The sequence below is a fragment of the Pseudomonas sp. B21-019 genome (genome assembly GCF_024749225.1).
In the GTDB taxonomy this organism is placed as follows: domain Bacteria; phylum Pseudomonadota; class Gammaproteobacteria; order Pseudomonadales; family Pseudomonadaceae; genus Aquipseudomonas.
Genome location: NZ_CP087193.1, coordinates 4,857,114 through 4,871,155 on the forward strand (window position 1 = coordinate 4,857,114; position 14,042 = coordinate 4,871,155).

Sequence of the window (14,042 nt, forward strand, 5' to 3'; positions counted from 1 at the left end):
CCTTTGTCGTCCGTTGTTCGCTGATCGATGAGTAAGTGCTCTCGGGGCGTTAGCGACTATCCTGAAATCCGTTAGCGTTTTTTTCGAAAAATACGGATTTATTATCGAATTTCATCAAGCGTTAATATTTTCATATCTACGGAAATTAGCGTTTTCGCATATGATCGACGTTCTGTTAGCGTTTTTCTTGCCCCAGTAAAGGATTTCGTCAATGCAAGTCGGTTTCAAGACCCTCGCAAACCGTTACGACATCGCACTGGCACAGCCTCTACGAGTCGACTCGATGATCGGCACTGTACGTGTCAGTCGCGAAAGTGACGGCAATGTGGAGAACCGGTATCCGGTAAGCTATCGGCCCGCAGACGATTTCGCAGGACATTTCGAATTCGGCCTCAAGTACGAAGAGATCCATCTCGAGTTCTTCGCCCGCCTGTTTGCGACCATAGGTCCGCAGCCTGTCGAAGACTGGTGTCGACGGGAGCCATTCGGTCAGTATGCCCGTCGCACGGGATTCCTCTACGAATGGCTGACAGGGCAACGTCTGGATGTGCCAGACGTAACCAATGGCGGCTATGTTGATGTACTTTCGCCAAAAGATTACCTGACTCGTCGCGAGTCACTGCGAACTCGGCGTTGGCGAGTCAATAACAACCTGCCGGGGACGGCTGAGTTCTGCCCCTTGGTTCGTCGTACGGTGCCAGTGCAGGAGGCCCTGCAATTCGATCTACGCGAGGCATTGGATGAATTGGATCAGGCCTTTGGCCCCGACATCCTGATGCGTACCGCCAGTTGGCTGACGTTCAAGGAATCGCGCGCGAGCTTTCTCATCGAAAAGGAAGCCGACCAGGCCGATCGTATCCAGCGGTTTGCCCATGTCATCGCCCAGTACTGCGGACATATCAAAGACCCGTTGAGCAACGACAGCCTGCGCTCCCTGCAAGCCGGCATTCTGGGGCGTGATGCCATTGGACTGGGCCTGCGGCGCTCTCCGGTGTTTGTGGGACAAGCCACGATGCGCGAGGACATCGTGCATTACATTGCCCCACATTTCGCGGATCTCGCTCAGCTATTGGCAGGACTCAACGAGTTTGAAGTTGCAACGCGTGGCGCGGAATCATTGGCACGTGCCGCTGTGTTGGCCTTTGGCTTCGTGTACATCCATCCCATGCGCGATGGCAATGGCCGGATTCATCGTTTCCTGATCAACGACACCCTGATTCGGGATAAGGCAGTGCCCGACGGCGTGATACTGCCGGTGTCAGCCACAATCACGAGCTCGATCGACTTCAGGGCCGGCTACGACCGTACGCTCGAAGTGTTCTCGCGACCGTTCATGCGACGTTACGCAGCGGCCTATCGGTTCGGCGAACTCGTGACCTACGAGGACGGGACTCGCAGCAACTTCATCTTCGATGAATACGAGGACGCGTGTTTCGCCTGGCGCTATCCCGATCTGACCGAACACGTCCTGTACACCGCACGTGTCGTCGAGCACACGATTCGAAAGGAAATGGCGGATGAAGCCAGAGTACTGGTGATCTTTCAGCGAGCTCAGGAACAGCTGAAAGAGGTACTGGAAATGCCAGACCTGGATGCGAACCGCATCATCCGCTCCATCAAGGAGAACGGCTGGGTGGTGTCCGGCAAGCTAAAGAAAGGGTACCCGCAGCTTGAAGATGAGCGCATGGCGGAACGCGTTGTGGAGGCTGTGCGTTCTGCGTTTGAGGATCGAGAGATGGGTGCAGGCGAAGAAGGTTTTTTCGGCGAATCTGGGTAAGGCGCTGGGTTGATTAGAAAAAACGGCCTTGATAGCCGTTTTTTTGTACCCGGGGGAACAGTACCTTGGGTAGCGCCAACTGTCCATTTAACGAATGGTTAGCGGGATCCTAAACGCAGCATGAGAGCCTTACGCAGATTGCGACCAATGACCACCGCCTGACGAGTAATAACCATCACTAATGAGCAGGCCACGGCATAGGGCAATGATTGCCAGAAGCCCATTGTTTGAACCAGATCAACGGTGGCTTGGAAAACCTCATGCGATTTTTCCACGACCTTATGCAGTACATAGGGCAAAACCAGGAACGCGACGATGCGTTTGGCCAAGGATGTTTGGGTGTAGCTGTACAGCTTCTCAAGCTTGATTCTCAGTGCACTCAAGACAAATTTCCTCTTCGATGGGGAACGCCAATATGTTCCGCTTAGGAATGCTCTCCTAGTCCGGAACTTCGTGCATCCCAAAAAGGGTGTCAGAATTTCCCACACATTTGCCATTGCTGCGTCCGCTGCTTGCACAAAGCTCAAGCCGTCGCCCCTCACTCGCCCTGCGACCTGAGAGAAGGATTCAAACGATGAAACCCTCTGTGGTTTAGCGGCCCTCCAGACCTTGCCACCTCCGGCCCCGCATACTAGCGAATGCTATACTTCCTACGGATTGCATGAAGTGTGCAACGTTCCCCACGGGCGCAGATACCGACTGCAAATCTCAGTTTACGGCTGCGGGACAGAGGAGGCCTACGGCCAACACGAGATGGGAGGTGTGGCATGAACCGACACTATTACATCAGTGACAATCTCGACGATCTCGAAGCCCTTGAAACCGAACTGGAAGCCAACGGCATCAATACCGAACAAATTCATGTGCTCAGTGAACAAGTGGCTGATGTTGAAGAACATCACCTCCACGAGGTCAACTCGTTGATGAAACAGGATGTTGTTCACTCTGGCGAGATTGGTGCAGCGGTTGGAGTGCCACTCGCAGCGCTGATCCTTGGCGGTGCCTATTGGCTGGGCTGGACCGAAACCGCCGCAGGCTGGGTACCTTTTATCTTCCTTGCCATTGTTATATTTGGCTTCTGCATCTGGGAAGGCGGCTTTTTTGGTATTCAGGTACCTAACGCGCACTTCCGCAACTTTAAACAGATGGTGGAAGACGGCAAACATATCTTCTTCGTGGATGTTGATCCGAATCAGGAGCCGGTATTGGATCGGGTCATTGAACATCATCCAAAACTGAAGATCGCCGGCACGGGTACGGCATCCCCTCACTGGACAGTCGCCTGGCTGCACAAATGGCATCAGTTCAAGCGAACGATATAACGCCATTTATTGCTATTGCGGGTTAGCGCCGGAGGCTCAAGGCCATCCGTAAGCTGCTTATTGACCGAAGAAAATGACCCTGCTGAGGAAAACATAATCCGCCTCGGTGGCCATCAGCCCGACGAGCACCAGCAAACACAACGGTGGCACCAGTATGGCGTAGACCATGGCCAACCGTTCCCAGGCCATGTGCATGAAGATGGAGACAATCAAACCTGCCTTCAACAACATGAAAGTGATAATCAGGGCCCACCGAAGGTAGCCATGGAAGTGAAAATAGTCGACCAGATACGACATTGTGCTGAGGACGAATAACAGCCCCCAGATTTTGAGGTACAAACTAATCGGATGTTGTTGACCCTGAGCATGCGCCATCACCCGTGCTCCTCTACCATAAATAGAAGAAAGCAAAAATAAACACCCACACCAAATCCACGAAGTGCCAGTAAAGCCCGGCTATCTCAACGTTCTGATAGTTTCCGGAGCGCTCATAATCTCCTCGCATGACTTTCATCGCCACAATGCTGAGATAGATGGCGCCGATGGACACATGCAGCCCGTGGAAACCGGTAATCATGAAGAAGCTGGCCCCGAATTGCGCCGCCCCCATGGGATTCCCCCAGGGACGCACGCCTTCGGCGATGAGCTTGCTCCATTCAAATGCCTGCATGCTGACGAAGGTCACGCCCAAGGCCGCGGTCGCCAGCATCAGGGCCGTGGTTTTCGCACGATCACGGCGATAGGCGAAGTTAACGGCCATGGCCATGGTGCCGCTGCTGCTGATCAGTACAAAGGTCATGATGGCAATCAGAATAAGCGGGATTTCTCTACCGCCGATCGTCAATGCAAACACTTCACTGGGGTTCGGCCAAGGGGCGGTGATGGTCATGCGGACCGACATGTAGCCGGTTAAAAAGCAGGTGAATATAAACGTATCGCTGAGCAGGAATATCCACATCATCGCCTTGCCCCAGGGGACCTGCCTGAAAGCCTCCCTATCCGAGGCCCAGTCACTGGCGATGCCCTGCCATCCGGGTGCAGGCGGCAAGCCTGGTGGGTTGGATGAACTTGACTCGCTTGGGGCTTCTTGTGGGTGCGATGCCATGGCTTTTCACCTCAGGCCGCAGAATCTGGCGATGGCTTCATAGGTTTGCGGCGTGCTGGTCAGCAGCGCGAAGAGCACGAACCAAAGACCCAATAAGTAGTGCCAATAGGTGGTACAGAGCTCTACGCTGACGCGCAGTTGCGGCAACGGCACGTGACGCAGGAATTTAGCGACGGTTATGCCCCAGGCAATCAGCCCGCCCAGCAGGTGAAGGCCATGCACACCGGTCAACAGGTAGAAGAAACTGTTGGCCGGATTACTGGCGACAAAGTAGCCCCAGGCGACAAACTGCTGCCAGACCCAGACTTGTCCCGTCAGAAAGGCAATTGCAAATACCCCCCCCACGACAAAACCCATGACCGTTGCGTCCAGTCGAGCCTGTCGGGCGGCCATGCGCGACCACTGCAGTGCGATGCAACTCAGTACCAGAAAAGCCGAATTCACCCACAACGGCCATGGGTTGGCTAACGGCGCCAAGGGGTCTGTCAGGGGTAGCCAGTCGGCCATTTGTGAGCGGGCAATGAAGGCGAGCAGGAAGAGAAAGAATAACGAGCTCACCACAGCCAGAAACAAGCGCAGGCCTACCCTTGCGGTTCGGCTTCTATCGGCGTCGGCCTGAATACCTTCAGGATCGCGATTCCAACTGCCGCCGGGGTCAGCGTCGTCGGCATTTCTCAATAGCAGTCTGTTCATGTTTTAACGTCCGCTATCTTGGTTCCGGCACTGAGTTGCCGCATTTGCTCCAGCTCCTCGACAGAGACCGTTTGCGGCACGAAATCCTGCTCTATCCCCGGCACGCTGTAGTCATAGGCCCAGCGATGCACCACCGGCAGTTTCGCTCCCCAGTTACCATGTACCGGTGGGGTGTTCGGCGTTTGCCATTCCAGACTGGCCGCGCCCCAGGGATTACTGCCTGCGGGCTTACCTTTAAATACACTCCAGGCCAGGTTGAACACGAACAGCAACTGGGAAACGCCGACGATCAATGCGACCACCGTAATGAAGGCATTCAACTCTTGCGCCGACTGCGGGATGAACGCGTAGTTTTCATAGGCGTAGTAACGGCGCGGCATACCCTGGAAACCCAAGTAGTGCATGGGGAAGAAAATGGCGTAGGTACCCAGAAAGGTAATCCAGAAATGCAGCTTGCCCAGGGTGTCGTTAAACATGCGCCCGGTGACTTTCGGAAACCAATGATAGATGCCGCCGAATACCACCAGTACCGGTGCGACTCCCATGACCATATGGAAATGGGCGACGACGAAATAGGTGTCCGAGAGCGGAATGTCCACAATCACATTGCCGAGAAACAACCCGGTCAGACCACCCACCAGGAAGGTGACGATAAAGGCCAGGGCAAACAGCATCGGCACGGTCAGATGAATGTCGCCCCGCCACAGGGTCAGCACCCAGTTATAGACTTTCAGTGCGGTCGGCACCGCGATGATCAAGGTGGTGACGGCGAAGAAAAAGCCAAAGTACGGGTTCATTCCGCTGACATACATATGGTGCGCCCAGACCACAAAGCTGAGCACGCCAATCGCAATAATCGCCCACACCATCATTCGGTAGCCGAAGATATTTTTACGCGCATGGGTGCTGATCAAGTCGGAGACCAGGCCAAACGCAGGGAGAGCAACGATGTAGACCTCCGGGTGGCCGAAGAACCAGAACAGGTGCTGGAACAAGATCGGGCTACCGCCCTGATGATTGAGCTGCTGCCCCAGCGAGATCATCGCCGGCATAAAGAAGCTGGTGCCCAACAGCTTGTCGAACAGCATCATGACCGCACTGACAAACAGCGCCGGGAAGGCCAGCAAGGCCATGATCGAGGCCATGAAGATTCCCCATACGGAGAGCGGCATGCGAAACAAGGTCATGCCGTGCGTGCGCGCCTGCAACACCGTGGTGACGTAGTTCAAACCGCCCATGGTGGCGGCGACAATAAAAATCGCCAGTGAGATGAGCATCAGGACAATGCCCCACTCGACCCCCGGTGTCCCCTGAGAAATGGACTGTGGCGGATAGAGCGTCCAGCCCGACCCGGTGGGACCGCCCGGCACAAAGAAACCGGCGAGCAATACCAGTACCGCCACCAGGTAGAACCAGTAGCTCAGCATATTGACGTAGGGGAAGACCATGTCGCGGGCGCCCACCATCAGCGGGATCAGATAGTTACCGAAGCCGCCCAGAAACAGGGCCGTCAGCAAATAAATGACCATGATCATGCCGTGCATGGTCATCGCCTGATAGTAAGTATTGGCGTCCATGAACGCCAAACTGCCGGGGAAGCCTATCTGTAAGCGCATCAAGTCGGACAACACCACAGCGATAAGCCCCACGAACAGAGCCGTCAACGAATATTGAATGGCTATGACCTTGTGGTCCTGACTCCAGACATATTTGGTCAGGAAGCTTTTAGGCTCGTGCAGTGCTTCTGTTTCGGCTTGCTCCGCATAGGCCATCACGTCATCCTCCTGTCGAAGTTTCGGTGTACTGCTGGCTGCTTACGGCTATTTCCCTGGCTGCGCCTTGCTCGTATCAGCGTCGGCATTCGCTTTGGATTTGATAAAAGCGATCAGTGCATTCAACTCCTTATCGCTGGGAGCAAAGACCGGCATGACGGGTGCATAACCCTTGACGATTTTGGCAGCGGGATTAAGAACCGAATCTTTTATATAGCCCTCATCGACCTTGATGCTCGTACCGTCGGCAAGGGTTTCGGTCTTGCCGTACAGACCCTGCCAGCTGGGACCGATGCCCTTGCTGCCATCGACACTGTGGCAGGCCAGGCAGCCGAGCGATTCGGCCAACTGCTGTCCCTGCGCCGCCAGGTCCTCACCTGGGCCCGGCGCTTGGCCGGCAGCAGATTCGTCGCCTTGTCGCGCAGCACCCAGTGATTTGATCAGGGCGACGAGCGCACCCAGTTCATCGTCATTGAGAGTATAGGTCACCATGACCGGCGGGTAGCCTTGTACCAGGCGAGCCTTCGGATCGAGGATCGACTCTTTCAGGTAAGCCTCATCGACCTGCACACTGCTGCCATCGGCAAGCTGTTCAGTGCGGCCATACAAGCCCTTCCATCCCGGGCCGAGACTGGCACTGCCATCCTGGCTATGGCAGGCCCCGCAACCGTATTTTTCGACCAACTGGCGGCCCTTTTCCAGCACGCTGTCCTGACTGGGCCTGGCAGCTGTCGCTAATGTCTGCGCAAACGTCGGCTGGCTGGCCAACCATTGATCGAAGACGTCCTGTTCTTCCACGATCATATGGCCGCGCATGTTGTAATGACCTACGCCACAATATTCAGCGCAAAGAACTTCATACTTACCGGTTTTAGTCGGCGTAAACCAAAAATACGACACCATCCCTGGCACCATGTCCATCTTGCTGCGCATTTGCGGCACATAGAAATCGTGCAATACATCTTTGGATCGCAGTAAAACTTTCACCGGCTTATCGAGCGGAAGACGAACTTCATTGCTTTTTATCAGTACATCGTCCTGCCCGGCAGGATCATTGGGATCAAGGCCGAGGGGGTTGGTGGAATCAACAAACTTGATATCCGACTTACCCAACTTCCCGTCTTGGCCAGGGAAACGAAAGGCCCACTGCCACTGCTGGGCGATCACTTCAAGTTCATAGGCATTTTTCGGTACCCGGATAAAATCATCGTAAACAACCAGGCCTGGCGCCAGCATGGCGGCAATACCTACGGAGGTAACGATAATTAACCATAGTTCCAGTTTTTTACTTTCTGGTTGGTAGTGCGCCCTGGATCCCTCCTTGTGACGATAACGCATCACCGCCACCGCCATAAAAACCGTAATGGCGATGAAGAATATCCCGCTAATGATCAGGGTGATAAACAGGGTGGTATCTATTGATCCCCAGTTGGAAGCTGCCGGTGTTGCATGCCAAGGCGCGAGTATATGGAAGAGTACTGATGCAATAACGATTAGTATCAAGATAATTGCTATTGCCATGTTCTCTTCATCCTGTTCCTGTTGCTCATTGGTTATGCCAAAGCATCGCCACTGACGTCCAAGCAGGGCAGACAACTGCCACCCATCCCGGTGGCAAAGTCAGTAAGAAGTATAGAGCCATCGGGCTGTACCGTGAGGTGGGCAAGCGAGGCCCGGTTGCCAGCTATACTCAATTTCAGATTACGGACGGCAGAGATCGGCCAGAAGCGGCTCAAAAGACCAACCCTGCCCATGCGTAGTAGTCAGAAAAGTGATGGCCTTGAGGGGAGACAAGAGCCACAGAGTCCAGCAGTCCACGACGGAGGTTTCGTCATGAGTACCCTGACGATCGAAGGCTGGTGCAAGCCCAGACCCGACCAGAAGTCCATTCCGATCGGTGAGATCCATTTTTACGTCGACGGCCCCCTCCATCTGCGCCTGGAGGATGCTGAAGAACGCCTGCAGAAGACCCATGAGCGAGAAGCAATGGTCGATGTCGACATGAGCTCAATGGAGTTGATCTTGCCTGAGGGATACGCTCCCTTGTCCGACTGCCAAATGCGCGTCTATTTGCATGACGAGCGCGGTCAGTTCCATTTGGTCGGGCATCGAGCGAGCGATGGCAGCTTGATCTATAGCAATGCGGTTTTGATTGATCAGTTGCTTTAGCAGCGCCCCGAAGTATCCGCCTGGAAATAAAAATGCCAGTCAGCCTGACTGGCATTCCTCTTGAAGGGGAGCGCGTGTTGCTCGCAAGGATGCCTTGAAGATCGGCTAGAGCGTGTAAGAAATACCGACCTGGACGGTTCTCGGCTCACCAGGGTAGGCATAGACATTGCCAAAGGCGCCTTCTTCATAGTCACGGTCGAACAGGTTCTTCACATCGAGATTGAGCCTGACCTTGTCATTGACCTTGTAGAAACCGAGCAGATCGACAACGGTGTAACTGCCCATAGAAAACGCCGTGTTAGCAGTCTGGCCCGCACGCTCATCGACGTACTTACCACCCACGCCCAAGCCTAGCCCTTTGAACGTGCCATCCTGGAATTCATAGACGTTGAGCAGGCTGAAGCTGTTCCGCGGAATGTTCATCAGCCGGGTTCCCGACTGGATCACATTGTCCTTGGTGACCTCGGCATCGACATAGGCATAGCCGCCAATCACTCGCCATTCCGGAGTCAGATTGCCGGCCACGTTCAGATCAAAGCCACGGCTGCGCACCTCGCCGGCCGCTACGCTGAATGTAGAGTCCACAGGATCGGTGGTGAGGACGTTGCGTTTTTCAATCTGGTAGATCGCCGCATCAACACTCAACTGGCGATCCAGGGCTTCCCATTTGATACCCATCTCATAAGACTTGCCCTTTTCCGGGTCAAAACCTCCGCCCTGACGGCTGGCCCCCGTATTGGGCTTGAAGGAGCGCGCTGCATCGGCATACACCGCTACAGTATCGGTAAGATCGTAAATCACCCCAAGACGCGGCGTCACCGCATTGTCGCTCGCCGCCCAGCTCCTGCCACCCGGCACAAAAGTTTCGTAGTCGTGCTCAAAGCGCTCGAAGCGGGCGCCCGCCAAGACTTTTAAACGCTCGGTCAACGCCACCTGATCCTGAACGAAGGCTGCGTATGTCTTGAGGTTTTCCTTGTCGTTGGTCGGGGTACGGGTCAAGGCTGGACGCGGCTGGCCGTACACCGGATTGAAGAGGTCGATCGAATAGGCGCCGACCGCTCCGCTGGAGCGCTGGATGATGGACTTGTAGTCGTAATCCTCGTACTCGACACCGGTCAACAGCGTGTGCTCGAAGCCGCCGGTGGAGAAATGCCCGGTGAGGTTCAGTTGAGTGTCTTTATCCGTCCACTCCAACTTGCGGTAACTGAAGTTACGACCCAGCGTGCGCCCATCAGCGGCAACACCATTGGCTTCAATTGCGTTGCCCTGCAAGGTGCCATCGAGCCATTGAAAACCGCCACCCAATGTCCAGTTATCGCTTAGCAAGTGCTCGAACCGCAGCTGCGCCATGTTGTTGTCGTTGTGTAATTTGCCCGCGTCTTTTTCACCGAAGAAGGTGTCACGGGACGCTGTGCCAATTTGATTCGGATAGCGCGTCAGACCGCGGTCCAGAGGGTGATTGTTGCGCATGAAGTCGCCCTCGAAAATCACCTTGGTGTCGTCGCTGGCCTGCCAGGAAAGAACCGGCGTCACTCCATAACGTTCGGTTTCGACATGATCACGGAAGGTTTCCCCGCCCTCGCCCACCACATTCAGGCGATACGCCAGGCGACCTTCTTCATCGAGCGGGCCTGAGGCATCCAGCGTACCGCGCTGCATACCCTGGTCGTCGAGCTGACTCCCCAGAGTGACGGAGCGCTCAGCCAGCGGCTGTTTGGAGACCACATTAAACGTGCCACCCGGGTCGCCTCGACCGTAGAGCATGGTCGCTGGGCCGCGCAGCACCTCCAGTCGCTCGATGGTGTTTGCGTCAGGCATGTTCGGATAACCACGGTTGATCGGAAAACCGTTGCGATAAAACTCTCCGGTGGTGAATCCACGCACCGTGAAGGTGGTCAGCCCCTGACCACCGAAGTTGTTGGCCCGTCCCACTCCGCCGGCATAATCGAGTGCGTCCTGAAGGCGAGTTGCGCCGATGTCCTCTACAACATCCTTGGACACCACGCTAATGGACTGTGGCGTTTCGTGAATCGCAGTGTCGGTTCGTGTCGCACTGGCCGAGCGCGTTGCGTGATACCCCTTCACCGGCCCTTGTGCCGTTTCATAGTCCGTCGTACCGATGATGTCAGTCGCTTGCAACTCCAGACTGGTGTTTTCCGTAGCGGCTTGCTCTGCCCATATAGACGGAGAAAACGCCTGGAGCACACAGATAGAAAACAGAGTACGACGCATTGATGATGAACCTTGGTGGAGAGGCCAAATGGGACGGCATACGTGCCAATAATTTTCGGCGCATGATATACCGTATCGTTAGCCTTTGATACGTATTCGCATTTGAATGCTTTTACGAAACCCACCAATGGGACAATCGACCAAGCGTGTCCCTTTGTTCGTCAGCGCGTCGCCACCATGAACAACCGCGGAAACGGCAGCAGCACCGAACCATCGCTCAGCGCCGGATAGGCCTGCTCGATTGCCGTCTGATACTGCTTGAGATAGTGCGCCCGCTCCGCATCATCCAGTGGTTCGAGAAAAGGCCGCAAACCGGAGCCCTTGAACCACTCGACCACGCCCGATGCGCCGTCCGCGAGCGGATGATAGTAAGTGGTGCGCCATACATCGACCCGGCGGCAGTGAGCACGCAGCATTGAGTAGTAGCCGCTTGCACCCTCCATTTCCGTTCGCTGGCCAGCAGCCTTTGCCAGCTTGTCGGCCCAAGGGCCGTTCGCTGCGACCTCGCGCATCAACCGGTGCGACGGTTCGTTGAGGTTATCGGGCATCTGGATCGCCAGGCTGCCGCCGGGCGTGAGCCTGTTTACCAGCGATGGCAGCAGCCTGGCGTGATCCGGCACCCACTGCAGCACCGCATTGGCGAAAATCACATCGAACGGGCCGGTCTCGTTCCAGGTATCAATGTCAGCGGTGTCAAAACGTACCTGAGGCAGGCGCTTGCGGGCGGCCTCGATCATATCGGTCGAACTGTCCAACCCACGCACCGCGGCATCGGGAAAACGCTGCACCAGCAACTCGGTCGAATTACCGGGGCCGCAACCGATGTCGATGGCCGAACGGACATCCACCGCAGGGATGGCGGCCAGCAAGTCACGCGCCGGGCGCGTGCGCTCATCTTCGAAAGCTACGTATTGTTTGGCGGACCAACTCATATCGCTCTCCTGTCGGGTGCATTGTTGTCGCCAGGGGCAGACAACCGGTTGGCTACGATACATCGTCCGCGTCAGTTAACCCACGCCCCCACCCGCCAATGCCAGCCATCGTTACGTTGCTCCCAGTGCGGATGCACATAACGATACCCCGGTCGCTCCGGGACCCAATGGCCATGAACCGCGACATAACGCCCGCCTTCCCAACGCCAGTACCCCCTGGACCAGAGGTAACCCGGTCGCCCCGCGGGCTCTACCTCGATAACGCGTTCCGGTGGCGGCTGCGGTGCGATGACCTCAACATATTCACGCTCCACCGGACGCCGGTCATGAACAACCCGTTCCTGCACACAACCCGCTGCGCTAACCACCACTGCCAGCAACACCATGTAACGTAACAACATGCCGCCTCCTCTGGCTTGAAAGCCAAGTTGAGTGAACCAGCAAAAAAACGCCCCCCTTTTTCACCATGCTCCTGCCTGGTTCACTGCTTTTTTAACAGGTCTTATCTGTCTATTGCCTGAACCCGGATCACTTGATGACGGAAAAACACAGGGGATCTGGATGAGCCTTTTTTATCGCCAAATCGTTGGAAGCCATAACCAAAATGACCGTTCGTCGACCGACCGGCAAAGCAGTTTTGACAGTATAAAAATGGCATCTATAGTCCTATCGCGGCCTGTTGGAAGGAACCCGACTCGTCATTTCAAGGCAAGGAGCAAGGCTAGCTCGTCCCCGAGATCGAGTGGGTTCCCCAGTAGTGTGTTCGCAACGGCCACAAGGCAAACAAGCGTTGTCGTGCCTGGTAAGTAGCCAGACAATCACTATGTTAAAAGGAGCTTCACTATGTCTCGAGTCACGGATGTACTTGTTTCCATCGACACTGAAACCATTCTGAAAAACTACCCGAACATCAGCAAAAACCCTGCTTCGCCGACGCTGATCGACTGGAAGCACGTCTACATGGTCACCAATCAGGACAACGTGGTCAGCGGCCAGGCCGGTGGCGAGCTGGACCTCAAGGCCCAGGTTGGCGATCTGATTCGCTGGCGTGAAACCAGCCTGTCCCAGAGCTTCGAAACCGCCGTAATTTTCTACAAGTTCATCGGCAACGCAGGCAACGAGCTGATCTCCCCACCCTCGCCGCGCCGCGCTACCGCGTGCGTTGCAGTCCCCAACACCAGCAATCCGTCAGTGCCTAGCTGCCAGAAAGTCGACAACCATTACTGGTCCTCGGAAACCCTGGCGTGTGGTCGTGTGACCTACCACTTCAACTTCCTGATCGTCGACCGCAACTGCCAGATCATCGGCTGCTGCTCGTGGGACCCATTCATTTCCATCCATAACTGATGATGGAATCGACCCCTCGGCAACGAGGGGTCACCCCAGTTCGTTGCCGCCTCGGCTGGAACAGGATGTCTTGCTTGAAACCGAAGCGGCTACCGTTTTGCGTCAACATCATGAAAGGAATCCATGATGACTTCCGAACCGATTACCCCCCCTTCGGCGAGTACCCTGACCGCCAATAGCGTGCTGCTGGTCGTCGATGCCGAATCGCTGCTTTCGCGCTATCCGCAACCCAGCCTTGACCCGCAAAAGCCGACCGTGATTGAAGATGGTTTCATCTTCGGCATCAGCGCTACATCAGCCACAGAAAACATTAAAAATGACAGCAAAATTACACTGACCACCAACAACGGAAAAGTCTTTCATATTCGCGGCAGGACCGTCAGTTTGCTGGCCGAACACAGCGTGGTATTCCACAACATCACGGTGGACGATACCGGGATCCTTTCTCCGCCCAAGCTGATCGTCCATGGCGACCAGACCGTCCCCGCGCCCGACCCCGCCAACCCGAACCAGCCGGGCAGCCACAAGGCCGATGATCATTATTGGGAGTGCTCGCAACTGAGCACGGGCGTGGCAACCTGCGAACTGAGCTTCATGCTGATCAACCAGCGCTGCGAAGCGCTTGGGTATTTCAGCTGGAAGACCGAGGTGACGCTGTCGGCGTGAATAGAGATTATCGAGTAGGAGGCGGCT

The 14,042-nt window shown here is 55.6% G+C and carries 14 protein-coding genes; 5 read left to right on the top strand and 9 right to left on the bottom strand.

The window, feature by feature from the left end; all coding sequences use genetic code 11:
• Positions 1 to 211 precede the first annotated feature (211 nt).
• Positions 212 to 1,777, top strand: a complete 1,566-nt coding sequence (locus LOY36_RS21610) for a Fic family protein (RefSeq protein WP_258670846.1) — start codon at positions 212 to 214, stop codon at positions 1,775 to 1,777.
• A 98-nt stretch (positions 1,778 to 1,875) separates the two neighbouring features.
• Here the strand turns inward: LOY36_RS21610 and LOY36_RS21615 are convergent, their stop codons facing one another.
• On the bottom strand, positions 1,876 to 2,160 hold the full coding sequence (locus tag LOY36_RS21615; RefSeq protein WP_258670848.1) for a hypothetical protein: 285 nt from the start codon (positions 2,158 to 2,160) through the stop codon (positions 1,876 to 1,878).
• A 384-nt stretch (positions 2,161 to 2,544) separates the two neighbouring features.
• Between LOY36_RS21615 and LOY36_RS21620 the strand changes: the two genes are divergently transcribed.
• Positions 2,545 to 3,099: a hypothetical protein gene (locus LOY36_RS21620; protein ID WP_019647959.1), complete on the top strand. Its 555-nt coding sequence runs from the start codon at positions 2,545 to 2,547 to the stop codon at positions 3,097 to 3,099.
• Positions 3,100 to 3,156: 57 nt separating this feature from the next.
• Here LOY36_RS21620 and LOY36_RS21625 read toward each other — a convergent pair whose 3' ends face one another.
• The 5 genes from LOY36_RS21625 to LOY36_RS21645 are packed head-to-tail and all read right to left on the bottom strand — an operon-like array spanning position 3,157 to position 8,190.
• Entirely contained in the window at positions 3,157 to 3,474 is a 318-nt protein-coding gene (locus tag LOY36_RS21625) for a cytochrome C oxidase subunit IV family protein (protein WP_007935708.1), read from the bottom strand.
• 13 nt (positions 3,475 to 3,487) lie between these two features.
• Positions 3,488 to 4,204 (bottom strand): heme-copper oxidase subunit III family protein, encoded by a 717-nt coding sequence (locus LOY36_RS21630; RefSeq protein WP_007935710.1) that lies wholly within the window; start codon positions 4,202 to 4,204, stop codon positions 3,488 to 3,490.
• Positions 4,205 to 4,210: 6 nt separating this feature from the next.
• Complete coding sequence (locus tag LOY36_RS21635; RefSeq protein WP_258670854.1) at positions 4,211 to 4,897, bottom strand: cytochrome c oxidase subunit 3; 687 nt, start codon at positions 4,895 to 4,897, stop codon at positions 4,211 to 4,213.
• The gene (gene ctaD, locus LOY36_RS21640) at positions 4,894 to 6,669 is read right to left on the bottom strand and encodes a cytochrome c oxidase subunit I (protein ID WP_258674209.1); all 1,776 of its coding nucleotides are present in this window, start codon (positions 6,667 to 6,669) and stop codon (positions 4,894 to 4,896) included. Before ctaD ends, LOY36_RS21635 begins: the two co-directional genes overlap by 4 nt.
• A 48-nt stretch (positions 6,670 to 6,717) precedes the next feature.
• Complete coding sequence (locus LOY36_RS21645) at positions 6,718 to 8,190, bottom strand: cytochrome c oxidase subunit II (RefSeq protein ID WP_258674210.1); 1,473 nt, start codon at positions 8,188 to 8,190, stop codon at positions 6,718 to 6,720.
• Between the two features lie 312 nt (positions 8,191 to 8,502).
• On the opposite strand from LOY36_RS21645, the gene LOY36_RS21650 reads away from it, so the two are divergent.
• Positions 8,503 to 8,838, top strand: coding sequence for a hypothetical protein (locus tag LOY36_RS21650; RefSeq protein ID WP_019647955.1), 336 nt, complete (start codon positions 8,503 to 8,505; stop codon positions 8,836 to 8,838).
• A gap of 105 nt (positions 8,839 to 8,943) precedes the next feature.
• Here the strand turns inward: LOY36_RS21650 and LOY36_RS21655 are convergent, their stop codons facing one another.
• From LOY36_RS21655 to LOY36_RS21665, 3 genes are all read right to left on the bottom strand, one after another.
• Positions 8,944 to 11,070 (bottom strand): TonB-dependent siderophore receptor, encoded by a 2,127-nt coding sequence (locus LOY36_RS21655; protein WP_258670859.1) that lies wholly within the window; start codon positions 11,068 to 11,070, stop codon positions 8,944 to 8,946.
• A 161-nt stretch (positions 11,071 to 11,231) separates the two neighbouring features.
• The gene (gene tam / locus LOY36_RS21660; protein WP_258670862.1) at positions 11,232 to 12,002 is read right to left on the bottom strand and encodes a trans-aconitate 2-methyltransferase; all 771 of its coding nucleotides are present in this window, start codon (positions 12,000 to 12,002) and stop codon (positions 11,232 to 11,234) included.
• Between the two features lie 71 nt (positions 12,003 to 12,073).
• The gene (locus LOY36_RS21665) at positions 12,074 to 12,403 is read right to left on the bottom strand and encodes a YXWGXW repeat-containing protein (RefSeq protein WP_081628180.1); all 330 of its coding nucleotides are present in this window, start codon (positions 12,401 to 12,403) and stop codon (positions 12,074 to 12,076) included.
• Between the two features lie 442 nt (positions 12,404 to 12,845).
• On the opposite strand from LOY36_RS21665, the gene LOY36_RS21670 reads away from it, so the two are divergent.
• Both LOY36_RS21670 and LOY36_RS21675 read left to right on the top strand, forming a co-directional pair.
• A complete protein-coding gene (locus LOY36_RS21670) occupies positions 12,846 to 13,349 on the top strand; it encodes an inclusion body family protein (RefSeq protein WP_008074518.1) in 504 nt (167 codons plus the stop codon).
• Positions 13,350 to 13,475: 126 nt separating this feature from the next.
• Positions 13,476 to 14,015 carry an AidA/PixA family protein gene (locus LOY36_RS21675; protein ID WP_019647951.1) on the top strand — a complete coding sequence of 180 codons (540 nt, stop codon included), beginning with the start codon at positions 13,476 to 13,478 and terminating at the stop codon, positions 14,013 to 14,015.
• The last annotated feature ends 27 nt before the right edge of the window (positions 14,016 to 14,042 follow it).